General features: G+C 55.1%; 16 protein-coding genes, 2 tRNA genes and 3 rRNA genes. 9 read left to right on the top strand and 12 right to left on the bottom strand.

Going from position 1 to position 23,880, the window contains the following annotated elements; all coding sequences use genetic code 11:
• The 6 genes from Q0859_RS12480 to Q0859_RS12455 all read right to left on the bottom strand — a co-directional run bounded on the left by Q0859_RS12480 (window position 1) and on the right by Q0859_RS12455 (window position 7,817).
• A complete protein-coding gene (locus Q0859_RS12480; RefSeq protein ID WP_299151683.1) occupies window positions 1-1,707 on the bottom strand; it encodes an ATP-binding cassette domain-containing protein in 1,707 nt (568 codons plus the stop codon).
• A 1-nt stretch (window position 1,708) separates the two neighbouring features.
• Window positions 1,709-2,638, bottom strand: a complete 930-nt coding sequence (locus Q0859_RS12475) for a branched-chain amino acid ABC transporter permease (RefSeq protein WP_299151681.1) — start codon at window positions 2,636-2,638, stop codon at window positions 1,709-1,711.
• A gap of 97 nt (window positions 2,639-2,735) precedes the next feature.
• Window positions 2,736-3,989, bottom strand: a complete 1,254-nt coding sequence (locus Q0859_RS12470) for an ABC transporter substrate-binding protein (RefSeq protein ID WP_299151679.1) — start codon at window positions 3,987-3,989, stop codon at window positions 2,736-2,738.
• A 24-nt stretch (window positions 3,990-4,013) separates the two neighbouring features.
• Window positions 4,014-5,618, bottom strand: coding sequence for a GMC family oxidoreductase N-terminal domain-containing protein (locus Q0859_RS12465; RefSeq protein WP_299151678.1), 1,605 nt, complete (start codon window positions 5,616-5,618; stop codon window positions 4,014-4,016).
• On the bottom strand, window positions 5,615-7,024 hold the full coding sequence (locus Q0859_RS12460; RefSeq protein ID WP_299151676.1) for an aldehyde dehydrogenase family protein: 1,410 nt from the start codon (window positions 7,022-7,024) through the stop codon (window positions 5,615-5,617). Before Q0859_RS12460 ends, Q0859_RS12465 begins: the two co-directional genes overlap by 4 nt.
• 199 nt (window positions 7,025-7,223) lie before the next feature.
• Entirely contained in the window at window positions 7,224-7,817 is a 594-nt protein-coding gene (locus Q0859_RS12455) for a YceI family protein (RefSeq protein ID WP_299151674.1), read from the bottom strand.
• A gap of 202 nt (window positions 7,818-8,019) precedes the next feature.
• On the opposite strand from Q0859_RS12455, the gene Q0859_RS12450 reads away from it, so the two are divergent.
• Complete coding sequence (locus Q0859_RS12450; protein WP_299151673.1) at window positions 8,020-8,949, top strand: helix-turn-helix domain-containing protein; 930 nt, start codon at window positions 8,020-8,022, stop codon at window positions 8,947-8,949.
• 283 nt (window positions 8,950-9,232) lie between these two features.
• Here the strand turns inward: Q0859_RS12450 and Q0859_RS12445 are convergent, their stop codons facing one another.
• Window positions 9,233-9,583 (bottom strand): hypothetical protein, encoded by a 351-nt coding sequence (locus Q0859_RS12445; RefSeq protein WP_299151672.1) that lies wholly within the window; start codon window positions 9,581-9,583, stop codon window positions 9,233-9,235.
• Window positions 9,584-10,002: 419 nt separating this feature from the next.
• Between Q0859_RS12445 and truB the strand changes: the two genes are divergently transcribed.
• The 8 genes from truB to Q0859_RS12405 all read left to right on the top strand — a co-directional run bounded on the left by truB (window position 10,003) and on the right by Q0859_RS12405 (window position 17,962).
• Window positions 10,003-10,908 (top strand): tRNA pseudouridine(55) synthase TruB, encoded by a 906-nt coding sequence (gene truB / locus Q0859_RS12440; protein ID WP_299151671.1) that lies wholly within the window; start codon window positions 10,003-10,005, stop codon window positions 10,906-10,908.
• Window positions 10,909-11,100: 192 nt separating this feature from the next.
• On the top strand, window positions 11,101-11,604 hold the full coding sequence (locus Q0859_RS12435) for a hypothetical protein (RefSeq protein ID WP_299151670.1): 504 nt from the start codon (window positions 11,101-11,103) through the stop codon (window positions 11,602-11,604).
• A 110-nt stretch (window positions 11,605-11,714) separates the two neighbouring features.
• Window positions 11,715-12,221, top strand: a complete 507-nt coding sequence (locus tag Q0859_RS12430) for a DUF1643 domain-containing protein (RefSeq protein WP_299151669.1) — start codon at window positions 11,715-11,717, stop codon at window positions 12,219-12,221.
• 115 nt (window positions 12,222-12,336) lie between these two features.
• On the top strand, window positions 12,337-13,350 hold the full coding sequence (locus tag Q0859_RS12425) for a calcium-binding protein (RefSeq protein WP_299151668.1): 1,014 nt from the start codon (window positions 12,337-12,339) through the stop codon (window positions 13,348-13,350).
• A 148-nt stretch (window positions 13,351-13,498) separates the two neighbouring features.
• Complete coding sequence (rpsO, locus tag Q0859_RS12420) at window positions 13,499-13,768, top strand: 30S ribosomal protein S15 (protein WP_108839422.1); 270 nt, start codon at window positions 13,499-13,501, stop codon at window positions 13,766-13,768.
• A 170-nt stretch (window positions 13,769-13,938) separates the two neighbouring features.
• Window positions 13,939-14,457, top strand: a complete 519-nt coding sequence (locus Q0859_RS12415; protein ID WP_299151667.1) for an ASCH domain-containing protein — start codon at window positions 13,939-13,941, stop codon at window positions 14,455-14,457.
• A 184-nt stretch (window positions 14,458-14,641) separates the two neighbouring features.
• Window positions 14,642-16,777 carry a polyribonucleotide nucleotidyltransferase gene (gene pnp, locus Q0859_RS12410; RefSeq protein ID WP_299151666.1) on the top strand — a complete coding sequence of 712 codons (2,136 nt, stop codon included), beginning with the start codon at window positions 14,642-14,644 and terminating at the stop codon, window positions 16,775-16,777.
• 201 nt (window positions 16,778-16,978) lie between these two features.
• The gene (locus Q0859_RS12405; protein ID WP_299151665.1) at window positions 16,979-17,962 is read left to right on the top strand and encodes a glycosyltransferase; all 984 of its coding nucleotides are present in this window, start codon (window positions 16,979-16,981) and stop codon (window positions 17,960-17,962) included.
• 268 nt (window positions 17,963-18,230) lie between these two features.
• Here the strand turns inward: Q0859_RS12405 and rrf are convergent.
• The 5 genes from rrf to Q0859_RS12380 all read right to left on the bottom strand — a co-directional run bounded on the left by rrf (window position 18,231) and on the right by Q0859_RS12380 (window position 23,504).
• Window positions 18,231-18,345 (bottom strand): 5S ribosomal RNA (gene rrf / locus Q0859_RS12400).
• 116 nt (window positions 18,346-18,461) lie between these two features.
• Window positions 18,462-21,290, bottom strand: a 23S ribosomal RNA gene (locus Q0859_RS12395).
• Window positions 21,291-21,729: 439 nt separating this feature from the next.
• Window positions 21,730-21,805 (bottom strand) — tRNA-Ala (locus tag Q0859_RS12390).
• Window positions 21,806-21,830: 25 nt separating this feature from the next.
• Window positions 21,831-21,907, bottom strand: a tRNA-Ile gene (locus Q0859_RS12385).
• A 137-nt stretch (window positions 21,908-22,044) separates the two neighbouring features.
• Window positions 22,045-23,504 (bottom strand): 16S ribosomal RNA (locus Q0859_RS12380).
• The 16S, 23S and 5S rRNA genes sit together here with 2 tRNA genes alongside, the layout of an rRNA operon.
• Window positions 23,505-23,880 lie beyond the last annotated feature (376 nt).

Here is a 23,880-nt window from a genome sequence, read left to right as displayed (position 1 = left end):
TCACTCCTCCGCAGAGCCAAGATAGGCCTTCACAACAGCCGGATCTTTCAACACCTGTGCTGTCGGGGCCATTGCGATCTTACGCCCAAAATCAAGCACCATGGTGTCCTCACAGACCTTGGCCACCAGATCGACATCGTGATCGATCAACAGCACCTGTGCGCTGCAATGATCCCTGATCGCCAGTATCAAATCCGCCAACTGCGTGGTTTCATCGCTCGACATGCCACCCGCAGGTTCATCAAGCAAAATGACACGAGGTGCCCCGACAACGCATTTTGCCAAATCCACCAGACGACGTTCAAATCCGCCCAAATCAGCAACCATTTTCTCTGCCTGATCTTGCAGACCAACAAATGCCAATGCCTTGTTCACGGCTGCCCATTTGTCGGCTGAGGGCACCGGGTCGGCATCCAGTTGCACCAGAACATTGTCAAAGATATTCAGGTTTTCGGACAATTCCTCGCGTTGGAAAGACCGCCGCAACCCCCACTGGCTTCTCTTGTGTGGGGCAAGTGAGGTCAGCAGCGTTGCGCCGCTTTGGATCGTTCCGGTATTGGCGATAAAGCCGGAAATCGCATTCATCAAAGTCGTCTTTCCAGCCCCATTTGGCCCGATGATCCCGACGACGGCTTTGTCGAAAGTGGCGGACACATTATCCAGTGCGATGACACCGCCAAAACGTACATTCAGATCGGTAATTTCGATGGATTGATGCGCTTCCTTTGGGGCGACAACCTGCGGTCTAAGCCTTAAAATCTGGCTGGCAATGCCTTTTGGCGCTGTGATCAGCGCGTGCAGCAGCCCAATGCCAAAGATGATAAAGGCCAGATCGGGGTCCAAACCCCAGTCGTTCAGCAAAGCGGGAAGAATGCGATACAAAACTGCGGCGATAATGCAGCCAAGCCAGTAGGTAGATCCCCCTACAACCACCAGCGCAAACAGCAAGATACTTTCGCCTGCGCGAAATGTGCTGGGATCAAGCAGACCGATATTGCCAGCCAACAATGCGCCTGCAACTCCGGCCAAGAAACCGGAAAGTGTAAAGGCCCAGATCTTATGGCGCACAACATTCACCGAGGCAGACATCGCCGCCGCTTCGGATTGGCTCAGCATGGCCCATGCGCGCCCCGGTTTCAGGCGTCTGTTTACTTCGATCAGCAAGAACCCAAGGATTGCACAGCCAATCACATAGCGAAGATAGGCGCTGTCACTGAGCGCAATGGCGGGTCGGCGCACACCAGCCTCTGTTGTGGTCTGCACACCCCAAAACCCGTCGCCGCCGTTGGGAAATTGAAAGGATGCGAAAAGGACTTCAAACCCACCCGCAGCCATCAACGTGATCAGTGCCAAATACAGCCCCCGCAACCGCAGTGACGGGAGAGACAAGATCACACCGAACCCCATCGCACCCAAAGCAGCGAGGATCAGGTTCACTTCAAATGGCAGCATGGTGCCGTGGCTCAGCCGCAGCATGATCCAGCCCCCCACTCCCATCAACCCCACCTGGGTCAAGCTCACCATGCCGACGCGCCCATAGAGAAACGCAATGCCCGCGGCAGCAATCGCAAAACAGGTGGTGGAGGTGACAATATCCGTCCACTGCGCGCCCAGAACCGAGGGCAGCACCACAAAGCCCACCAAGCCAAAGACATAGGCAAGCTTTGTGGACGCGCTTTGGCTCGATATGATCGACAACGGATTCATTTTACTTCTCCTCGTCAAAGATCAGGCGCATGCCACGCTGCATCCACAGCATGGCAAGGACAGCAATCACGAAAGGCGTCACCGGACGGATCGTCTTGAGCAACGGCGACAAGGTCATCAGGGATTCGATGAGGCCGATGGACAGACCGCCGATCAGAACCAGCCAAAGGTTCTCAAGCCGCCCGCAAATCGCTGCGGCAATCGCCGGGATTACCATGAAAGTGATGACGGTTGGCTCAAGCCGGATCAGATCGCCAAACAGCAAGCCGGTAAACCCGGCAAGCAGCCCCGAAATACCCCACGCCAATGTTTCGACCCGCAGGATCGGGATGCCCAGCAAGGCCGACAGCGCACGATCATTGGCGATAGAGCGCATTTGCAACCCGCGAACGGAGCGTTTGAGATAGGATTGGATCACAATCACCACCGCAATCGCCGTAAGCAGCACGATCAGACGGGTGGCCGTCACCCGAAGGCCCAGGATCTGTATGCCAATGGTGTCGGTGGGAAGCGAAAACTTTCGCACATCATCGACCCAAAAGAAGTTGACGCCACCCAGAATGATCAGGGCAGCACCCAATGTTGCCACGGCTTTGACGACAGGGGGTTGGAATGCGAGGCGCGGCGCGATCCCGCGCCCGTAGGCCAGCGACAAGACAAGGGCAAGCGCGATACCACAAACCCAGGTCAGCGGCGCGAAAATGCCCCACTGGCCCAACTGCCAGGCAAACATCGCCGCCGCAGCACCCATCGCGCCATAGGCGATATTCAACACGCCGGTCGCGCGATAAAGCACGACAAGCCCGATACCACCCAAGGCATAAAGCGCGCCTGTTGCCAGCCCTGAAACCGCGAACAAGCCGATGACTTTAAGCGGTTTGCCATACCCCAGAACGGCAACCACAGCGGTGATCGCGATCAAATATAGCATCGCGGAGAATACGATGGATCGATTTAATATCATGGGAAACCTGAAACGCTGTTGGGTGCGGCCCCCGTTATGGGGGTCGCACCTCGATTTCGATGAACTAGCGAAGACCCAGCTGTTTCTCTATTTCAGCATGTGGGTCGAAATAGGCGCTGTTATATTCAAAACAGTCACGCACTACATCAAAGCTGCCGTCCTTGATCAGGACAACGTGGCCCGCATGGTTTGGATAGTGAAAATCAGCCTCGCCAACATAGTAGGGACCACACATCAGATCAGACGCGTAACCGTTGATTGCGGTGATCGCGTTGTTCACCTTTTCACGGTCCCCAACATCATTCGCATCCATCTTCAGCAACGTCTCTACAAAGAACTTGGCAGACAGATACCCGGACTGAGAGAATGTATCGCGTGGATCATCATCATTGGCAAAGCCATCCATGACCTTGATCCAGTTTTGATTGTCGTCCCCGCCGTCCGTAAAGGGTGCCAATTCCGCGTTCACATAAATATGCCCATCCCAGTATTCACCCAGTGCCGCAGGCACCGAGAGATCATATAGCGTTGTAGGAGCCCCCCACTTGTAGGCATCACGCAGATCCTGTTCCTCCGCAGCCTTCAAAACCGCGGTGGCCAACCCGGCTGGCAGATTGATCAACATGGTGTCCGCACCTGTGGCAATCGCCTCAAGCATGGCGGAATTCACATCAGGTGCAGCCGGATTCAACAATACGGATTGTGCGGACCCCCCATTATTCTCCATGTAGCCTGCGACCGCGTCGCAAGACCACGTTCCGACATTGGGAATGGCAAGGCTGATGCAGGCCACGCTCTGGACGCCCAATTCTTCCTGCATGTATTGAATGACACCCACATTGGATCCCAATGGCCCCTGGTTGGTGGACACAATGTTAGAACTCTCGAAACACTCTGACACCGCACAGGCACTTGCCATCACCATCATATCGGCGTCTTTATAAGTGCCCGCATTGACAGCCATTTCCAGGAATGACCCGTTGCCCACCATGGCAACCACGGCTTCATCCACCAACAGTTTCGACGCCGCCTGGCCAGCTAGCTCAGGGTTCCACTGATCGTTCTCAACAAGGTACTCAATGGGACGGCCATGAATGCCGCCATTGGCATTTACACAGGAAAAATAGGCCGCCGCTGAATCAGTCGAGGATGAAAAATCACCCGGTGCCGCATTGCCGTGAATGCCGCCGACCTTGATCGGTTCACCTGTTGCCGCCTCGCCAGTATTGGTTCCGCATTGTGGTGCGCTCTCGTCCGCCAGTGCCCCATTGGCCCCAAAGGCCATGACCACCACCAATGGTAATATTAGTCGGTTCATTCTTTTTCCTCCCAGAAAATTTATTTAATAGCCGCCCAGTGTTTCGAGGCCGCGCATAAAGCGCGAGCACCGTTCGGCTATCATCATTGTCGGAGCGTTGGTGTTTCCGCTCACGAGGTTTGGCATTGCGGAAGCATCAGCAACCCGAAGGCCCTGAACGCCGCGCACGCGCAACTCTCCATCAAGGCAGGCCATACGATCCGTGTCGGGGCCCATTTTGACGGTAGAAGATGGATGAAAGACTGTTTTGGCAGTCTGGCGAATGTAGTCTTCCAAAGCGGAATCGTCTTTTTCGATCCCGGGTTCTGGCAGATGTCGGCGGCTGATCAGTTTGGCAAGCGATGGGGCTTCCAATATCTCGATCCCCTTGCGCACACCGCGCATCAGCACGTCGACATCATGGCGATCAGACAGCGCGCCACTGTCGAATTTTGCCGGGTCTTTGGGGTTGGATGATGCCAATTTCACTGAACCGCGTGACCGGGGGCGCAGGAAACAGGGCCCAATCGCAATACCGTGCTTGTCAATCGGATCGCGATCCAGCCCGCCAACCATAAAGGGCAGTACGTGGAACTGCACATCTGGCGTTCCTGCATCGGACAGATCAGCAAACCCACCGCATTCCACCACGTTGGAGGTCAGCAATCCGGTGCGGTTGACCATGTATTCCAACATATGGCGTACTGACTTTAGCCCCTTGTCCTGCCCCATTATCGATATCGGATCATGGGTTTCGCCCTGCACGGTGCTTTCCATATGATCCTGAAAGTTTTCGCCCACGCCGGGCAGGTCATGCACAACATTGATGCCCAGCTCGGACAGTTCTTCGGCGTTGCCGATGCCCGACAGTTGCAACAAGCGCGGGGTTTCAATCGCACCGGCGCAAAGGATCACCTCACCTTTGGCCGCAATCGTGGTGCCGTTTTCCAACTCGACACCGCTGACGCGCTTGCCGTCAAATGTCACCCGCGCAACACGGGTTTCGGTCATAATTTTCAGGTTCGAACGCCCCTCGGCTTGCCGCAGGAACGCCTGCGCAGCTGACCATCGGCGCCCATTGCGGGTGGTGGTTTGATAGAAACCGACACCCTCTTGTGCAGCACCGTTGAAGTCTGGGTTATAGGGCAACCCCGCTTCCTGAGCCGCGCGGATAAAGGCGTGGCTTAACGGATGGGCATGGCGTCTTTCCGAAACGCTCAGCTCGCCCTCGGCCCCGTGAAATTCATCAGAGAGCACTATGTTGCTTTCCAGATCCGAAAACACGGGCAGCACGTCCTTGTAGGACCAGCCGGGCAGCCCAAGCTGCCCCCAGCTGTTATAGTCATCAGATTGCCCACGGATGTAGAGCATTGCGTTGACCGAAGACCCTCCGCCAATCACATGGCCCTGCGGTACGATTGCAGGCCGGCCATTCAGGTCATCGCTTGGCGCTCCGACATAGGCCACCACGTCACGCCCGCCTTCCAACACCTTGAAAAAGGTGGCGGGGATATGAATCCATCGATTGGTATCGTTGCGCCCGCTTTCGATTAAAAGAACGCGCATGCCGCTCTCTTCTGACAGGCGTGAGGCCATGACACAGCCGGACGACCCGCCGCCGACGACGATATAATCAAATTCCTCGCTCATGAGAACACCACCTGAATGTCGGTATATTCCGCAAGACCTTCCTCGCCGAACTCAACCCCGAGGCCCGATGACTTGACCCCGCCAAATGGTGCGTTGGGTTGTATGGCACCGTGTTTGTTGATCCAGACTGATCCGCATTGCATGCGCCCTGCGATTTCTTTCGCCTTTTCAACATCTTTGGACCAAACCGACCCACCCAGACCCGCAGGGTTGTCATTGGCCGTTTCAATCACTGCATCAAGGTCGGAATATTTGATAATCGGCAAAGCGGGACCAAACTGTTCTTCGTCAACCAATGGATCGCCGTTGTTCAGATCGGCAATGATCGTTGGTGGATAAAACAACCCCTTGCCGGGCGCGCCCCCCATCAACACCCGACCTTTGGTTTTTGCGGCTTCAACCAGTCGCTGGACCTTGTCGAACTGTCCTTGGTTCTGGATCGGGCCAAGAATCGACCCTTCATCCATGCCATCGCCAACCGGGATATTCCGGGCGAAATCCACCAATGCACTGCACACGTCGTCATAGACATCTTCATGCACATAAAGGCGCTTCATCGCCGCGCAGGTCTGACCGTTATTGATGAACCCCCCCCAGAACAGACCTTCGGCAATTTCAGCCGGATCAACGTCGGGCAAAACGATACCAGCATCATTGCCCCCCATCTCCAGCGTCAAACGCTTCATGGTTTCCGCAGCGGACATCATAATTTTCTGACCCGTCGCACATGATCCGGTGAACACAACCTTTCGGATACCCGGATGTACGGACATGCCTGCACCGATATTGTCGCCGGTTTGATCATCCGAGGTGACAACATTCACAACACCTGCGGGCAGAACCTCGTTCATCAGTTCCACAAGCCGCAAGGTGCTCAGCGGTGTCATTGGGGATGGTTTGATGATCACCGTATTGCCGGTGCGCAGTGCCGGCAGAATATGCCAAATTGCGATCATCACCGGAAAATTCCAAGGTGTGATCGAGGCGACAACACCGACAGGTTTGCGATGCATTTCAACGCGCCCCTCATTGTTGTCCTGCAACACCTTCATCGGCAGGCTCAGTCCACTGGTATACCCGGCCCAGGCCTGCGCTCCGCCCAATTCCCAACGTGACCCCAAACCATTCAACGGCTTGCCTTGTTCTGCTGTCAGCAACAACGCCAGCTCTTCTGCGTGCGCACCGATCTTTTCGGTTACGGCACCACAGGCCGCAGCCAGCTCTTCATCCGATTTCCGTGACCAGTTTTGAAAGGCGGCCTCGGCGGCGGCAACAGCATCATCCAACTGTGCCAATGTCGCCTTTGGCGCATAGCCGACTGTTTCACCGGTAGAGGGATTTAGGACAGGAAAACTGTCTTTGCTGCTCACGGATTGTCCGCCGATGGTCATCGCAAGTGTCGTCATTTTCGATTCCTTACCAACATCATTTTGCGCTATGAAATCAGCTGATTTCGGCGCTGTCTTGGATGCCAACAACAACACGTTTGGATTGGAACAACAGATTTTGACGGTCTTATCTGGTAGATACGGGTCACAAAAAACCCGCCTCAAATCTCTTTGAGGCGGGTTCCAAATTTGACGGTTGAAGCTTTAGATGTCGCGCCTACTCAACGATCTGCATTTCCGTGTCGATAAAGAGCGAGATCGGTCCCGTCGGAAATTGACCAACCCCAAAGGACATGTGATCTGCAATTTCTCCGCGCAGGGAAAACGCAACCCAATCGCCTTTGTAAGAGTCAAAAAACTGCGCGACAGGGTGATCGCCTTGAAAGGTCAGTTCGGCATCCAACTCAAGTGGTTGCGTGACACCTTTAATTGTTAAATCACCCGTAATCTTGGCGGTGGTGTCTCCGGTCAGCTTGATCTCGGTGCTGGTGAATGTCATTTCAGGATGGGCACCCGTGTCAAAATACGCAGGTGCCTGAATGTGCTCGTCAAAAACCTCAAAGCCTGTTGAAACGCTTGTGGTGTCAACTGTGACCGACACTTTAGAGGCCTCGATATTGTCGCGATCCAGAACCAGTGTCCCGCTGACTTTATCAAATTCCGCCGTTTGAAAAGAGACACCCGCATGGCTCCAGCCAAAACGGACCTCGGTGTGGCCCGGATCCGTTTTGAATGTTTGTTCGGCGAACGAGAGGGTCGCGCTGGCCAGAAGGGCGGCACCGGCAAGTGCAGTTAGAGAAGTGACTTTCATTCGATGTTCCTTTGGTCTTACGAGGTGACTTCCCTGATTTTTTCATGTTCCCGCCAGAACAAGTAGGACGATAGCAACGCCAGGTTTGTATCAGAGCGACGGACTGAAACTGGGGCGACAAAATGATTGGACTCCGGCGACGCCCGACCCTCGTCGCGGAAGTTTGATTGGTAAACTACGGTTTTTTGCCTAGCTTTGCGGCATGGAAGTTGCACTTCAGACCCAGACATTACCCGTCGAGACCTTTGAGGCATCGTTGCAAGACGCTTGCGGAAAATTTGATGTGCGCCCGACACAGGGTGATGCAGACACATGGGGGGGCATCTCGCTTCACCGCCAGATGGATCTCGAATTCGCACTTGTTGCAACCGATTTGCAGCAGATTTTGCGGACATCACGGAACATTCGGCAAGATGATGGCGAGAATTTCTTTCTGATCATGCAGAAAGAAGGGCGCGCCCTGATGGGGCAAAATGATCGTTTCTCGGTCCTGCATCCGGGTGATTTGGTGTTGATAGACAGTGCCAAGCCGTCAGAGTTTACTTTTTTTGGGGATCGCTCGATCCAGATGTCGCTACACCTGCCACGTGTTGATCTTGAAGAACGGTTTGGTGCCGTTATTCCCGGCGGTCTGTCCGTAAACCGCCAAGATCCAACTGCTATGGCCATTCATGCCATCATCGCAAAAAGCGAATCTACCGTTGATGCGCAGGTTCACCTAAAGGACGCTTTGCTAAGCCTGATTGGCGTGGCCCTGATGGAGCGGCGCATTCACGGCGGCACCACGACAGCGCGGCTTGAACAACGTGAGGGCTCCGTTCTCACTCGATCAATCGGGTATATCGAGACGCGCTTTCAGGACCCCGAGTTTAGCCCGGCAATGATTGCGCAGGATTTGGGCGTTCAACCCTATCAAGTTCAGCGCGCGTTCAAATCGCTTGGCACAACCGCAACCAAATATCTCCTCGCCAAGCGATTGGAGACCGCGCGAACCCGCCTGATCGAGAACGCCAAGTTACACAATCCAGTCTTGGTCAGTACGATCGCCTATCAATCCGGTTTTGCCGACGTATCTTATTTCAACAGATGCTTCCGAAAGGTCTTTGGCAAGACACCAAGTGATGTAAGCTGAAATCCTGGATGCTTTATGGCGGCGGATACATTCAAATAAGGCACGCGGCATCTTCCTGAATTTTGCCTGCGAGCAGGTGGAAGCGGCAGGCCGTCGACGGTAAACTATGCCCAATACACCCTCCTTATCACGAACATTCACACTCGCTGCTGAAACCGTTGAAGTGGGCTCAGAACGGCATTGTAGCGCTGCGGGTCGTTAAGAAATGGATCAGAGACCAATTAAGTGAATAGAATGAGCTTCTGCGCCGGAATATCTAATAACCGCTTTTGCGAGAATGGTACTACTTCCAGCCATCAAAGGGGTGAGTGACAGTATTTTGACAACGCATGTCCAAATCACATTGCTTCACCCGTTCAATCGCCCAAGAAGACACTTGCTTTTTTTCTAATATTTCACCGGTCTGCGGATCACTACATATCGCATTCAGTTCTTCAGTCAGAATAGTTGCAGATAGAAGCGAAAGCAGCGCTTCAAATCTGTTTTTGGGTATAAATGATATTAAGACTTGAAACCTGAAGCTATCCCATAGCTCCAAGTTGAGCCCTTGTGCCTCAAGTTGACTTCTCTTTGCTACTATGTTGCCGCGAGTTAGATTAAGGTGACTCTCAAAATCAAAGCTATGTAGAGACATTTCAAATCCCGATATATACTCCTGAGGTGACGTAAAAGCCCACTGCCTGGGTATGGCATTTTGACTGGACAAAAGCCGCTGAGGCCAAGTTCGAATTTAACACCCGGGTGTATTTCAAATCCCATTCTGTCGCAGGTGTTGAGACGTTCCATCCAGACTGGAATGGGATCGGAAGGCAACTTTGTCGCATAAATGTTAAGGTCATAACTCATTTGGTTGTGGTGACTTTGGACTGAACCTTAAACAACGGCTAAATTTGGCGGAGCGGCTGTCCGAGCTGACTGCGGCATCGGTCATGTTAGACTCATCTGACGACCAACACGGTGGCGCGCAGTATCACCTCGTCCAAGTGACGCGCAATTGACAAGGTCACACACGCTCGGCTACCCGGCACCTCTGATAAACAGACGGGGCAAGTCATGGGCCGCACACGCAAAGGGCGCGACATTTCCGGCTGGTTGGTGATCGACAAACCGGCCGGCCCCACCTCGACCGCTGTGGTCAACAAGGTGCGGTGGGCCATGGGCGCAAAGAAAGCAGGGCATGCGGGCACCCTCGACCCGGATGCGACGGGCGTGTTGGCGGTCGCCCTTGGGGAAGCAACCAAGACGGTTCCCTACATTACCGACGCGCTCAAGGCCTACCAGTTCACAGTGCGTTTGGGTCAAGCCACCAACACCGATGATGCCGAAGGCGAAGTGCTGGTCACCTCCAACATCCGTCCGACAGATGAACAGATCAAGGACGCCCTGTCCCCCTTTGTCGGGGACATCATGCAGATCCCGCCCAAATTCTCTGCCGTTAAGATCGACGGGCAACGCGCCTACAAACTTGCGCGCGATGGTGAGGATGTGGAGATCGCGGCCCGTCCTTTGTGGGTCGAGGAGCTGGTGATGACAGATCGCCCCGACCCGGATCACGTGACGCTGGAGATGATCTGCGGCAAGGGCGGATATGTACGCTCCATCGCGCGCGATTTGGGGGAGGCCTTGGAGTGTTACGGGCATGTACGCGAGCTGCGACGCATTTGGTCCGGTCCCTTTGAGGTCGCTGATGGGCTGAGCATGGAACAGGTGGAGGCGATGGCCCAATCCCCGGATCTGGACGCACACCTGCGCCCGGTGGCCGAGGGCCTGAGCAATTTGCCCGAAGTCCGCGCCACGCCCGAAGGTGCCACCCGCATGCGCAATGGAAATCCGGGCATGGTGCTGGCCACGGACGTTGAATACGGGGACGAGTGCTGGGCCTCATTGGATGGGATTCCGGTCGCGGTGGGCCGCTACAAGTCCGGCGAATTGCACCCCGCCCGTGTGTTCAACCTCTAGATCGGCCTGAATGTTACATCCATTTGTTCGGATTCCAGTAACGAAGCGCAATTCGGCCCTACGTCCCACCCCATATTATTACAAATTCGGCACTCCCGGTAAGCCCTCCGTGAGGTTGGGTGCAAATTGGAACCAATCGGTCTATATTGATGTCATCGAACAATAGACGTCCAGTCTTTAGGAGACGACACAATGACCCAAGTGACACTTCGCACCGTTGGCACAGTCCTGACCGCAGGCGCTTTTGCCACAATCGCATTCGACGCGTTCGGCCAGGCCCTGAGCCCGCTGTTTGGATACACGAAACTGGCCCCCGTCGGGCTTGCCGGGGCTTCGCTCAAGGCGATCTTGGGGACCAACCCGCCGGGTGCGGCGCATCTGCTGCACGCCCTGACCGGCCTGATCTTTTACGCGGCTGGCTACTTTGCCATCGTCCGCCCCATTCAATTGATGGTCGCGCCCCGCCTGCACTGGTCGGTGACAGCCGTCGCCTACGGCGTCGCGCTCTGGGTCTTTGCCCTCTATGTCATGGCGCACCTCGTGACCGGCAACAAACCCTTCCTCGGGTGGACCGGGATCACGTGGGTCGCCCTGTGGGGTCACATCGTCTACGCCTTCGTTGCCGCTGCGATCATCGAAGCCAAAGGGGCCGTGTTTGACCTGCGCCGGGATCCAGTCGCTGTGCCCGCCGAATAACAATAAGAAGACCACCACTCACGCTGAACTTGAGGTCGCTGTCATGGCGGCCTCTTTTTTTGGGTCTGGCTGGCATTGCACCAAGGGGGATGCGCTGGCACATACAGGCCATGATCACCCGCACCCATACCAAAGGCGACGCGCCCTCGACCGCGATCTATTCGGACTGTGAACGCTATCGCTATAGCCTGACACGGGTATGGGACCCCGACGGCAAACGGGTGAATTTCGTGATGCTGAACCCCTCGACCGCAACCGAGGTACAAAACGACCCAACGGTGGAGCGCTGCGAACGACGGGCGCGCGCCTTAGGCTATGGCAGCTTTGCGGTCACCAATATCTTTGCGTGGCGCGACACCGATCCCAGGGCAATGCGTGCAGCCCCCGATCCGATTGGCCCGGACAATGACGCTGCCATTCTGGATCGGGCGAAGTGGGCAACCGATGTGGTTGCCGCATGGGGCACCCACGGCGCACATCTGGATCGCGGCGCACAGGTCGGGGCCTTGTTGCGCGGCTTGGACAAGCGAGTGTTCCATTTGGGGCTGTCCAAAGCGGGGCACCCCAAACACCCTCTTTACCTGCCATACACACAGCAGCCCGAAATCTGGACCTGATTTTTGGATTGCATTAACCTGGCGTTAACCAATTATCCGAAAACGCTTTGATCAGTCGCGGTGAGTCGCGTTATCTCTCGCTTGGGCTGTTGTGCCCGGTGTGTGGGGTAGCGTGATGTTGTGGCTTGCGGGATTGTTGGGTGTGATGGCCGTTGGTGCCGTCGGTGTTATGGATATGACCCCTGCCCAGGATCAGGATGATGACACCGACCCGGCGTCCGAAGGGGCGGACACAGATGACGCCACCGAAAACGGCGAAGATTTGGTGAGCGGGTCATCGGCACCAGACAGCGAAACAGATGAAGACACGGTAGACGACATTCCTGCGCCCACATCTTTCTCGCTCAACGATATCCCAGAAACGCTACCCCTCGGCACGGATGACAGCGATGATCTGACCGGTTCCGAAGGCAGCGACACCCTCTATGCCAAGGACGGGGATGATACGATTTCCGGCTTGGGCGACGACGACACGCTGCATGGTGAAGACGGAAATGACCTCATGTACGGCGGCGATGGCGACGATGTCATGTACGGACATAACGACAACGACACATTGATCGGCGGGACCGGCGACGACTACCTGCATGGATCCGCAGGCGATGACGTCGCCGATGGGGGCGCAGGTGATGACGCGGTGCAGGGTGGCCTTGGCGATGATACCTTGTCGGGTGGGTCGGGCAGTGACAGCCTGTTCGGCGGTTGGGGCAATGACATCATCAACGGGGTCGAAGACGACCCTGACACGGCTGATTTCGATGACACGGACGAAAGCGATTACCTGAACGGTGGCGGCGGCGAGGACGTTATCATCGCAGGCGCGAATGACGTCGTCACATCCGGGGACGGTGCCGACACAATCGTTGCCGGCTCTTGGATCACCGAAGGGCAAGCAGCCGATATCGTTGATTTCGACACCGAAGATGACACGATCCTGCTGGTCTATGATGATGCAGACGGCGAACCTGACATCGCATTGCAACCGAACCCCGAGGATTCGAGTATAACGCAGGTGATGATGAATGGCGTCAACGTGGCCAACGTACTTTACGGCGCTGAAATCACCATCGACGACATCGCGCTCATGCCGTTGAGCATAGCGCAGTCGTCGGGCATGGCCCCGCTCTGACAGGAATATTGACACTTTACCTTTGCCATCGCCGCGAATCTCTCCTATACGCCCGCATCTCCGGTCTGTGCCGGAAGTGTATTTGGCCTCGCACTGGACGACATCCCGGGCGGCGGCGTCTCAACTCTAACCTGCAAAGGAGAACCCGATGTCGATCACTGCCGAAGAAAAAGCCCGCGTTATGAAGGAATTCGCAACCAAGGAAGGCGACACCGGGTCGCCCGAAGTTCAGGTTGCCATCCTCAGCTCGCGCATCGCGACCCTGACCGAGCACTTCAAGACCCACAAAAAAGACAACCACGGCCGCCGCGGCCTTCTGAAAATGGTCGCCCTACGCCGCAAGCTGTTGGACTACACCAAGGCCAAAGACGAGGCGCGCTACCAAGATCTGATCAAACGTCTGGGCCTGCGCCGCTAAGCGCATACCCAAACGAAAGCCAACAAAGGCCGCGCATCATCTGCGCGGTCTTTTGCGTTTCCGGGGTCGGCGGGTGGGCGCATTTGCGCAGCAAACAGAGCCATCTGCCGCCTGCCAATGACCCAGTTGCAGTCTGGACCGTTGTTATCCCTGCTCTATCCTCTTCACACATGCAGAACCTGCCCCACCTTGCCCTTTCCGTCCGTCAGCCATCGGCATGGGCTATCATTGCCGGGCACAAACCCATCGAAAACCGCACGATGGGGTCGATCCGCGCGGGGCGCATGGTGCCAGGCCGCATCGCCATTCATGCAAGCGCCGGGTTGAAAGAAGACGAATTTCGATACCTCCATTGGCGTCTGGACAAACACGGGGTGCGCTGCCCCAACCCGCTCGACCTGCCACGGGGCTGTATCATTGGCAGTGTCACCGTCACCGGCATCATCACCGACTCAAGCAGCACGTGGTTTGGCGGCGTGGCTGGGCTCACGCTCAGCGACCCGGAACCATGCGATCCAATCCCCTGCCCGGGCGCGCTTGGCTATTTCGAATGGGCGGCGGGTGGCCGCATCGCACCGCCTGCAAAATGGATGACGCGTTGGGGCACGCCAAGCGCGGACAAGGCCAGTCACGACCTTTTTCCAGACGCGCCGATCCGATTTGAAAAACCGCCCCGCAAGCCTTGGTGATACGGGCGGAAACGCCACAGCCCACAGCGCTTTCAATTCAGGCAAAACTGCTGTATGCGCGCACAATCTGAACGCATGGCGCCCGGACCTCAGCGCCCGAAATTGGATGGCATCCCAGATGCCGAGGTCAGGGGGAATACGCCCCCTATGCAAATGGCCAAACGGGCCAACTTAGGAAACTTAGATGTTTAACGAGACGAAAAAATCGATGCAGTGGGGCGAAGAGACGCTCACACTGGAAACTGGCAAGGTTGCGCGTCAGGCAGACGGCTCCGTCATTGCCACGCTTGGTGAAACCAGCGTCATGGCCAATGTGACCTTCGCGAAAAAGCCCAAGCCCGGTCAGGACTTCTTTCCGCTGACCGTCCACTACCAGGAAAAATACTATGCGGCGGGCAAGATCCCCGGCGGTTTCTTCAAGCGTGAGGCCCGGCCCACCGAAAAGGAAACCCTGACCGCCCGTCTGATCGACCGTCCGATCCGGCCTCTGTTCGTCTCCGGCTTCAAGCACGAAGTGCTGGTGATGTGTACCGTGCTGTCCCACGATCTGGTCAATGACCCAGACATGGTTGCTATGATTGCCGCCAGTGCCGCGCTGACCATTTCCGGCGCGCCCTTCATGGGCCCCATCGGTGCCTGCCGCGTCGGTTTCGAGGATGGCGAATACATCCTGAACCCTACCGTGGACGACATGCAGGACCTGCGCCTGAACCCCGAACAGCGCCTTGATTTGGTCGTTGCCGGTACCAAAGACGCCGTGATGATGGTCGAATCCGAAGCCTATGAACTCTCCGAGGCGGAAATGCTGGGCGCGGTAAAATTCGCTCACGAACAGTTCCAGCCCGTGATCGACCTGATCATCGATCTGGCCGAAGATGCTGCCAAAGAGCCGTTTGATTTCCAGGCCCCCGATTACTCCGATCTTTCGGCCGCTGTGAAGGCCGCTGGTGAAGAGCAGATGCGTGCCGCGTTTGCGATTTCCGACAAGCAAGAGCGTACCACTGCCGTTTCCGACGCACGCACCGCGATCATGGACGCGCTGACGGACGAGCAGAAAGAAGACCCAAACCTTGGCTCTGCGATGAAGGGGCTCGAAGCGTCGATCCTGCGTGGCGACGTTGTCAAAACCGGCAAACGGATCGACGGTCGTAAAACCGACGAAATCCGCGACATCGTGTGTCAAACGGGTCTGCTCCCCCGGACCCACGGCTCGGCCCTGTTCACTCGTGGTGAAACCCAAGGTTTGGTCGTGACCACGCTTGGCACCGGCGACGACGAACAATTCATTGACGCGCTGCACGGCAACTTCAAATCGAACTTCCTGCTGCACTACAACTTCCCCCCCTATTCGGTAGGTGAAGCCGGTCGCGTGGGCCCTCCTGGTCGCCGCGAAATCGGTCACGGCAAGCTTGCATGGCGCGCCCTGCAAGCGGTTCTTCCCGCAAGCACTGACTTCCCCTACACCGTGCGCCTCGTATCAGAGATCACCGAGTCGAACGGCTCGTCCTCGATGGCCTCAGTCTGTGGTGGGTCCCTGTCCATGATGGACGCGGGCGTTCCGCTGAAATCGGCTGTGGCCGGTGTGGCCATGGGCCTGATCCTAGAGGAAAGCGGCGACTACGCGATCCTGTCGGATATCCTGGGTGATGAAGACCACCTTGGCGACATGGATTTCAAAGTGGCCGGGACCGAAAACGGGATCACCTCGCTTCAGATGGACATCAAGATCGCAGGCATCACGCCCGAGATCATGGAAAAAGCGCTGGAGCAGGCCAAGGCGGGCCGGATGCATATCCTGGGCGAGATGGGCAAAGCGATTACTGGCGCTGCCGATTTCTCGATCCACGCGCCCCGCATCGAAACCATGCAGGTGCCCACGGACAAAATCCGTGAAGTCATTGGCTCGGGCGGTAAAGTGATCCGCGAAATCGTGGAAGTGTCCGGTGCCAAGGTCGACATCAACGACGACGGCATCATCAAGATCGCCTCGCCCAACGGCGAAGCCATCAAGAAAGCCTACGACATGATCCACTCGATCGTGGCAGAGCCGGAAGAGGGCAAGGTCTACACCGGGACAGTGGTCAAGATCGTCGACTTCGGTGCTTTCGTGAACTTCTTTGGAAAACGCGATGGCCTCGTGCACGTCAGCCAGATCGAAAACCGCCGCCTGAACCATCCATCAGACGTTCTGAAGGAAGGCCAGGAGGTCAAGGTCAAGCTGCTTGGCTTTGATGACCGCGGCAAGGTTCGGCTATCGATGAAAGTTGTCGATCAGGAAACCGGCGAAGAAGTCAAAAAAGAAGAGGCGGCAGACGAGTAACCCTCGCACTGATCGCACCATAAAGAGCGCCCCGTTCACGAAAGGATGGGGCGCTTTTTCTTTGTTGAAATTCTGGGGTATGGGGTTTGTATCTGTGACTGACCGGATATCAACAGATTAAGACGGTGCATTTCGCACGTTGGCCTCTTACTATTTCGAAGGGGATACACACTCTTCGCAACGCAGGTGATCACAGATCCTATGAGCTCTGACAGACAGAAAAATCTTCACATCGTGGTCTCTGCCCTGACGCGCGGGCGTCCTGAAATGCTTAAGGCGTTGTTGGGGTCATTTGGTGAAATGGAAGTGCCCGCGAGCACACACGTTCAATGCATGATCGTTGAAAATGATGATACGCCTGCGAGTGCGGGCGTCGTGAACGCCTATTCGCAGCTCGCGAATGGAGTGGATGTCATCTATGTCCATGAGCCCGAATTGGGCATTCCCTTTGGCCGCAATCGTGCCGCCAAGGAGGCCATCGCGCTTGGGGCTGATCTGCTCGCCTATGTGGATGATGATGAAGTGGTCGCCGTGGACTGGCTGACCGAGATTGTGGGTGCCTACCGCGACAGCGCGGCTGTGCTGATTGGTGGGCCATTGCGGGTAAAACCGGCGGAGCGTGACCTGTCGATGCTAGATAGGCTGATGGAAAGGTGCATCGTGCGCCGATACGAACAAAAAGAACGCCGCGCCGCGCGTAAGGCTGATTTGAATGGGACACCCGGCGTCACCATCGTGACAAACAATTGGCTTGGCGAAACAGCGATTTTTACCGGTCACAGTATCTGGTTCGATGAAGAAATGCGGTTCACCGGGGGCACGGATTCCAAACTATATGCCGAGGTGAAGGCCGCGAACCTGCCAACTGCGTGGGCAGAAACAGCAGCTGTGTACGAAGAAATCCCGTTGGAGCGGCTTTCAATAGCTTATCAATTTCGCCGTGGACGTGATCAATCATCGACCAACTTTCACCGCAAGCTTGAAAGATCATCCGCCGCGCGGTTCAGCGTGTTGGGGAGTATTCCCATCAAGATCGTGATTGTCGCAGGCCTGATCATCGCGTTACCCTTTACGCGCGGTCACACGCTGTTGGACGCTGTGCGCACCACCGGATGGATGGCAGGCCGTGTTCAGGCGCTGTTTGGTCGGCGATCCGAACTTTATCGCAGGGTGACTGGGGACTGAGGCGCATTGTTGGAAACCCCAGCAACAGCGTCAAACCAACGGCCTACGCGTCATCAATTGATCTGGTAGGACGTTAATCGTCGTTCGCCACATCGGCAGAGCGATCTCGCGGCACGTAGCGCACCATTTACGGGGGCTGAAATGTGATTTTTGTTTATCCGGGTCGTTACCACAACGACTTACGGGCGAAATTATTTGCTTCGCGCAATAAAGTTTAATTGGGATGATGCATCGGCAGAGAGCTACTGAAAATCAAAGATCTTATTAGGTTTGGCAATGACCTACTCTCCCACGCCTTAAGACGCAGTACCATCGGCGCTACAGCACTTAACTGCCGGGTTCGGGATGGGACCGGGTGTTTTGCTTGCGCTATGATCACCAAACCAAAAAAGAGCTTTGAATTCCTCAACATGCTGTCCAAGTCGCGTACGACTTATCTGAGTTGTGTATGCTTTTGATTATCGTTCATCACGGGATCTAAATCTCGCTTTTACTGGATCAAATCAAGCCTATCGGGCAATTAGTACCAGTCAACTGAATGCATTACTGCACTTACATCTCTGGCCTATCGACGAGGTGGTCTACCTCGGCCCTCAGGGATACCTTGTTTTGAGGGGGGCTTCCCGCTTAGATGCCTTCAGCGGTTATCCTGTCCGATCATAGCTACCCAGCACTGCCGTTGGCACGACAACTGGTCCACCAGTGGATCGTTCACCCCGGTCCTCTCGTACTAGGGGCAACTCCTCTCAAGTATCCTACACCCACGGAAGATAGGGACCGAACTGTCTCACGACGTTCTAAACCCAGCTCACGTACCTCTTTAAACGGCGAACAGCCGTACCCTTGGGACCTGCTCCAGCCCCAGGATGAGATGAGCCGACATCGAGGTGCCAAACACTGCCGTCGATATGGACTCTTGGGCAGTATCAGCCTGTTATCCCCGGCGTACCTTTTATCCGTTGAGCGATGGCCCTTCCACTCGGGACCACCGGATCACTATGGCCGTCTTTCGACTCTGCTCGACTTGTCAGTCTCGCAGTCAGGCTGGCTTCTGCCATTGCACTCAACGAGCGATTTCCGACCGCTCTGAGCCAACCTTCGCGCGCCTCCGTTACGCTTTAGGAGGCGACCGCCCCAGTCAAACTACCCGCCACACAGGGTCCCGGATCCGGATAACGGACCGCGGTTAGACATCAAGCAAAGCAAGGGTGGTATCTCAAGGGAGGCTCCACAGAAACTAGCGTTCCTGCTTCAAAGCCCACCACCTATCCTGCACATGCTTGGCCTGATGCCAGTGTGAAGCTGTAGTAAAGGTGCACGGGGTCTTTCCGTCTAACCGCGGGAAACCTGCATCTTGACAGGTAATTCAATTTCGCTGAGTCTATGTTGGAGACAGCGGGGAAGTCGTTACGCCATTCGTGCAGGTCGGAACTTACCCGACAAGGAATTTCGCTACCTTAGGACCGTTATAGTTACGGCCGCCGTTTACCTGGGCTTCAATTCAGAGCTCTCACCCCTCCTTTTAACCTTCAGGCACCGGGCAGGCGTCAGACCCTATACGTCGTCTTGCGACTTCGCAGAGCCCTGTGTTTTTAATAAACAGTCGCCACCCCCTGGTTTGTGCCCCCAGCCCCTAGTTGCCTAGGAACCGGGCCTCCTTCTCGCGAACTTACGGAGGTATTTTGCCGAGTTCCTTCAACATAGTTCTCTCAAGCGCCTTGGTATTCTCTACCAGTCCACCTGTGTCGGTTTAGGGTACGATCTTATAGGAAGGCTATTTCCAGGAACCTCTAAGCAGCCCATTCAATCCAATAAGGATGAACTACCCTCGAGATCCGTCACCATTCCATGGCCCAGGAATATTAACCTGGTTCCCATCGACTACGCCTTTCGGCCTCGCCTTAGGGGTCGGCTTACCCTGCTCAGATTAGCTTTAAGCAGGAACCCTTGGACTTTCGGCGAGAGTGTCTCTCACACTCTTTGTCGCTACTCATGTCATCATTCTCACTAGTGATCTCTCCACCGGATCGCTCACACGCCGGCTTCACAGAAAACTCCGTATCCTCCGCTACACCCGACGGTGCAAAAGAGGATTGGAGTTATGTCACACTACGCTCTGCTACCATGCACTATGTGCATCCTAAGCTTCGGCTCATGGCTTGAGCCCCGTTACATCTTCGCCGCAGGACAACTTATTTAGACCAGTGAGCTGTTACGCTATCTTTAAAGGATGGCTGCTTCTAAGCCAACCTCCTGGTTGTTATGGTCGTCCCACCTGCTTTCCCACTTAGCCATGAATTAGGGGCCTTAGCTGTAGGTCAGGGTTGTTTCCCTCTCCACGACGGACGTTAGCATTCGCCGTGTGTCTGCCATCTAGTACTCCCCGGTATTCGGAGTTTGGTTAGGATCAGTAAGCCTGTGGGGCCCCATTACCCATCCAGTGCTCTACCCCCGGGGGTATTCGGATGACGCTCTACCTAAATAGATTTCGCAGAGAACCAGCTATCTCCGAGTTTGATTGGCCTTTCACCCCTAGGCACAACTCATCCCGACCTTTTTCAACAGGTGTGGGTTCGGACCTCCAGTAAGTGTTACCTTACCTTCATCCTGGTCATGCCTAGATCACTCGGTTTCGGGTCTGATCCACCTAACTCATTCGCCCTATTAAGACTCGCTTTCGCTGCGCCTACACCTAACGGCTTAAGCTTGCTAGATAGACCAAGTCGATGACCCATTATACAAAAGGTACGCTGTCAGGCCTCAAGGGCCCTCCAACTGATTGTAGGCGTTCGGTTTCAGGAGCTGTTTCACTCCCCTCGTCGGGGTGCTTTTCACCTTTCCCTCACGGTACTGGTTCACTATCGGTCAGTAAGGAGTACTTAGCCTTCGAAGGTGGTCCTCCGATCTTCAGACAGAATTTCACGTGTTCCGCCCTACTTAATACGTCCGATCATGCTTCTTATACGGGGCTGTCACCCGCTATGGCCAACCTTTCCAGGTTGTTCTAATCACAATTTCGGCTCGGCTGGTCCCCGTTCGCTCGCCGCTACTAGGGGAGTATCAATTGATTTCCTTTCCTCCGGGTACTTAGATGTTTCAGTTCCCCGGGTTTGCTCTTATAAACCTATGTATTCAGTCTATAAGTACCTGTTTCAGCGACATATTGAGTGCTTGCGCAACAATATGAAACTGTCAGGTGGGTTGCCCCATTCAGAAATCCATGGATCAAAGCTTATTCTCAGCTCCCCATGGCTTATCGCAGAGTATCACGTCTTTCATCGCCTCTTACTGCCAAGGCATTCACCAAACGCCCTTCTCGCGCTTGATTTGATCCAGAAAAAGAAAGACTTGCGCCTAACACGACTGCACAGCTGGTAACTAAATGCAGTCTTCTTCTGGGATCAAAAGTATACTTTTTCCCGCCAGCACGTTTGTATGCGCGCTGACATTTGAACAGACCTATACGCTGACCATCCGTGCGGGAGGCCAGCAAGACTGCTCTGGTTAGTGTACTTGACTTGGACAACTCTGTTTGTTTCAGCAGGGATACGTCAAGCAGAGCGAGGAAGCACTCCGACAAGTCGCCTTCCACCCGAGGGTGGAACCAGACTGAGATCATCGCCACACTCGGCGCGATCAAACAGTGTTGATTGTTACTATGAGATTGCTCTCAAAGTAACTTGTATCTCTCTAAACGATGTCAATTCGTCTGCAGAACAGACGTCCAAACACTCAACTGAATGCTTGCAGATGTGTTCTGCGGGTTTTGGTGGAGCCTAGGAGGATCGAACTCCTGACCTCCTGAATGCAAATCAGGCGCTCTCCCAGCTGAGCTAAGGCCCCAGAGTATTTCGCAGCGCGAAATGCATGGTGGGTCGAGGAGGACTTGAACCTCCGACCTCACGCTTATCAGGCGTGCGCTCTAACCACCTGAGCTACCGACCCATACGGGCGGTAGCCCGTGTTCTTTGTCTGAAGAGATATGAGGACGGCTCGGTCCTGATGTTTGAGACGCTTTGTTTGCGTCTCTTGCTAAGTGTTCCATGATTGATGCGAACATCAATGGCTAAGAACATCCTTAGAAAGGAGGTGATCCAGCCGCAGGTTCCCCTACGGCTACCTTGTTACGACTTCACCCCAGTCGCTGATCCTACCGTGGTCCGCTGCCTCCAAAAGGTTAGCGCACGGCCGTCGGGTAGAACCAACTCCCATGGTGTGACGGGCGGTGTGTACAAGGCCCGGGAACGTATTCACCGCGTCATGCTGTTACGCGATTACTAGCGATTCCGACTTCATGGGGTCGAGTTGCAGACCCCAATCCGAACTGAGACAAGTTTTGGAGATTAACTCACTGTACTTGCCATTGTAGCACGTGTGTAGCCCAACCCGTAAGGGCCATGAGGACTTGACGTCATCCACACCTTCCTCCCGCTTATCACGGGCAGTTTCTTTAGAGTGCCCAGCCGAACTGCTGGCAACTAAAGATGTGGGTTGCGCTCGTTGCCGGACTTAACCGAACATCTCACGACACGAGCTGACGACAGCCATGCAGCACCTGTCACTGTGTCCCTAAGGAACGCTCGATCTCTCGAGTTGTCACAGGATGTCAAGGGTTGGTAAGGTTCTGCGCGTTGCTTCGAATTAAACCACATGCTCCACCGCTTGTGCGGGCCCCCGTCAATTCCTTTGAGTTTTAATCTTGCGACCGTACTCCCCAGGCGGAATGCTTAATCCGTTAGGTGTGTCACCGAATAGCATGCTACCCGACGACTGGCATTCATCGTTTACGGTGTGGACTACCAGGGTATCTAATCCTGTTTGCTCCCCACACTTTCGCACCTCAGCGTCAGTATCGAGCCAGTGAGCCGCCTTCGCCACTGGTGTTCCTCCGAATATCTACGAATTTCACCTCTACACTCGGAATTCCACTCACCTCTCTCGAACTCAAGACTACCAGTATGAGAGGCAGTTCCAGGGTTGAGCCCTGGGATTTCACCCCTCACTTAATAGTCCGCCTACGTGCGCTTTACGCCCAGTAATTCCGAACAACGCTAACCCCCTCCGTATTACCGCGGCTGCTGGCACGGAGTTAGCCGGGGTTTCTTTACCAGGTACTGTCATTATCATCCCTGGCGAAAGTGCTTTACGACCCTAGGGCCTTCATCACACACGCGGCATGGCTAGATCAGGCTTGCGCCCATTGTCTAAGATTCCCCACTGCTGCCTCCCGTAGGAGTCTGGGCCGTGTCTCAGTCCCAGTGTTGCTGATCATCCTCTAAAACCAGCTATAGATCGTAGACTTGGTAGGCCGTTACCCCACCAACTATCTAATCTAACGCGGGCCAATCCATCTCCGATAAATCTTTCCCCCGAAGGGCGTATACGGTATTACTCATCGTTTCCAATGGCTATTCCGTAGAGAAGGGTATGTTCCCACGCGTTACTAACCCGTCCGCCGCTCGCCCCGAAGGGTGCGCTCGACTTGCATGTGTTAGGCCTGCCGCCAGCGTTCGTTCTGAGCCAGGATCAAACTCTCAAGTTGAAATGATCTTGCGACCATATCCTTGACGTTCGAACCTCTGCACATCGTCCCATTGTTCAAATGGGACAGTCTCTGTTTGTTGTGCTTCAGGTTTTCATAAGAAAACAAGAAACCGTCCAAACAGTGAAGCTGACACTAGATTATCGGGTTGCCCCTACTAGCGCGATATACAGACGTTGATCCATCGAAATGAACCAAACCGCCCACATATCTCTTCAGTAATATCAATTTCAAAGAGCGTAGAGACAAAAGTGACTGGATGCGCCCTAACTTCTTTGGCGCGCCCCGCCTCAATTACCTCTGATTTTATCGTTGCGTCTCGTTTCGGTCCGTTGCGTTTCCGCTGTGTCCCGCCCGTCTGGCGCCCCGTTGGTGC

Source organism: uncultured Tateyamaria sp. (genome assembly GCF_947497045.1).
GTDB lineage: Bacteria > Pseudomonadota > Alphaproteobacteria > Rhodobacterales > Rhodobacteraceae > Tateyamaria.
Note: the sequence above shows the minus strand (reverse complement) of the source record. Positions and strands in the feature narration are given on the sequence as shown.

Excerpts from the sequence above, each read along its gene's own strand:
- Q0859_RS12455 (WP_299151674.1), bottom strand. The coding sequence starts at position 7,817 with ATGAAAGTCACTTCTCTAACTGCACTTGCCGGTGCCGCCCTTCTGGCC.
- pnp (WP_299151666.1), top strand. The coding sequence starts at position 14,642 with ATGTTTAACGAGACGAAAAAATCGATGCAGTGGGGCGAAGAGACGCTC.
- Q0859_RS12435 (WP_299151670.1), top strand. The coding sequence starts at position 11,101 with ATGACCCAAGTGACACTTCGCACCGTTGGCACAGTCCTGACCGCAGGC.
- Q0859_RS12445 (WP_299151672.1), bottom strand. The coding sequence starts at position 9,583 with ATGTCTCTACATAGCTTTGATTTTGAGAGTCACCTTAATCTAACTCGC.
- rpsO (WP_108839422.1), top strand. The coding sequence starts at position 13,499 with ATGTCGATCACTGCCGAAGAAAAAGCCCGCGTTATGAAGGAATTCGCA.
- Q0859_RS12480 (WP_299151683.1), bottom strand. The coding sequence starts at position 1,707 with ATGAATCCGTTGTCGATCATATCGAGCCAAAGCGCGTCCACAAAGCTT.
- Q0859_RS12475 (WP_299151681.1), bottom strand. The coding sequence starts at position 2,638 with ATGCTATATTTGATCGCGATCACCGCTGTGGTTGCCGTTCTGGGGTAT.
- Q0859_RS12430 (WP_299151669.1), top strand. The coding sequence starts at position 11,715 with ATGATCACCCGCACCCATACCAAAGGCGACGCGCCCTCGACCGCGATC.
- Q0859_RS12415 (WP_299151667.1), top strand. The coding sequence starts at position 13,939 with ATGCAGAACCTGCCCCACCTTGCCCTTTCCGTCCGTCAGCCATCGGCA.
- Q0859_RS12460 (WP_299151676.1), bottom strand. The coding sequence starts at position 7,024 with ATGACGACACTTGCGATGACCATCGGCGGACAATCCGTGAGCAGCAAA.
- Q0859_RS12405 (WP_299151665.1), top strand. The coding sequence starts at position 16,979 with ATGAGCTCTGACAGACAGAAAAATCTTCACATCGTGGTCTCTGCCCTG.
- truB (WP_299151671.1), top strand. The coding sequence starts at position 10,003 with ATGGGCCGCACACGCAAAGGGCGCGACATTTCCGGCTGGTTGGTGATC.
- Q0859_RS12425 (WP_299151668.1), top strand. The coding sequence starts at position 12,337 with ATGTTGTGGCTTGCGGGATTGTTGGGTGTGATGGCCGTTGGTGCCGTC.
- Q0859_RS12465 (WP_299151678.1), bottom strand. The coding sequence starts at position 5,618 with ATGAGCGAGGAATTTGATTATATCGTCGTCGGCGGCGGGTCGTCCGGC.
- Q0859_RS12450 (WP_299151673.1), top strand. The coding sequence starts at position 8,020 with ATGGAAGTTGCACTTCAGACCCAGACATTACCCGTCGAGACCTTTGAG.
- Q0859_RS12470 (WP_299151679.1), bottom strand. The coding sequence starts at position 3,989 with ATGAACCGACTAATATTACCATTGGTGGTGGTCATGGCCTTTGGGGCC.